This window comes from Bowmanella yangjiangensis (assembly GCF_017255015.1).
GTDB lineage: Bacteria > Pseudomonadota > Gammaproteobacteria > Enterobacterales > Alteromonadaceae > Bowmanella > Bowmanella yangjiangensis.
The window spans coordinates 1-1,130 of record NZ_JAFKCS010000254.1 but is presented as its reverse complement, the minus strand read 5'-3'; the positions used below and the strand labels follow the sequence as shown (position 1 = coordinate 1,130).

At 68.2% G+C, this 1,130-nt stretch carries 1 protein-coding gene; it reads right to left on the bottom strand.

Going from position 1 to position 1,130, the window contains the following annotated elements; all coding sequences use genetic code 11:
• Positions 1-124 precede the first annotated feature (124 nt).
• The coding region (locus J0A65_RS23770) for a hypothetical protein (protein ID WP_206596746.1) at positions 125-1,130 on the bottom strand (1,006 nt) is incomplete at its 5' end.

The window sequence follows — 1,130 nt, the reverse complement described above, 5'->3', positions numbered from 1 at the left end:
ATGCAGTTGGCCGACCTCGTACTCGTGGGCTTGAGCGAACAGCGCCGGCAGCAACAGCGTCAGGCCGAGCAGGGTTTTCTTCAGGGTCATGGTATTACCTCCGGGTTTGAAATCGAATCATGGGTCAAGGGTACAACGTGTCACGGCGGCCAGCGCTGCGCGCAGGCCGAGCCCTGCTCGGCGACGGTCGCGGACGACGACGCAGGCGACGCCAGCCCAGCAGCGTGCCGCTGAGACAGATGAGCAGGCCGCCCAGGCTCGCCAGCCACATCCAGCCATCCCACAGCGGCCGGTTCTGCAACAGCGGCAACCAGTCCCAGCTGTGCAACAGGGCGAACAACCAGCGCGACGTGCGCTGACCTGCGTCGAGCCGGCCCACTACCGACCCCGTACGCGGATCGAGGTGCAGCCAGGTCTGTGCCGGGTCGTCGAAACGTACCCGCAGGACCGGCAACGGTCGCTCCAGATGACCGAGCATGCTGTGCTCGGCGCGGGCGTAGTAGTAGAAGTCGTAGGCGTTCAGGCGCTCGACCTGCAACCGCTCCTGCGGGCGGATCGCCTGCGCGGCGCGCAGCAGCTCCGCGTCCGTCAGGCCGTGCAGCAGCGTGCCGTCGCCATCCGCCGGCAGCAGCGCCGTGGCGCCACTGGCATCGACACCCTGCATATAGGCGCGCCCACCGACCAGACGCCAGTGCAGCTCACGTGCGTTCAGCCCCGCCTCGCGCAGGCGCGCGATGGCCTGCTGCGCAGGTAGCGGGAACGCCTCGGCACGCAGCTCCGCGCCCTGGTAAGCGGCCATGTCGAGCGGCGTGGGCGTCGTGAACAGGCGCCAGGGGTTCATGGACATCAGGCCACTGAATATCCAGGTCAGCACCAGCGCGCCGAACGCCAGGCCGCCGATGTGGTGCCAGCGGGCCAGCCCCCGATAGGGGCTGCGTGCGCCACTGCGATAGGGCTTGGCGAAACGCCAGCGCAGCAGGCCCACGACGATGCCCAGCAGGGTCATCAGCGTGGCTGCCAGCGACAGGTAGATGACGATGTCGCCCCACCAGCGATCCAGCGTCCCGCCACGCAGCGGATACAGCCAGTGCAGCCAGGCACCCAGCCAGTTCCAACTACGTTCGCTGACC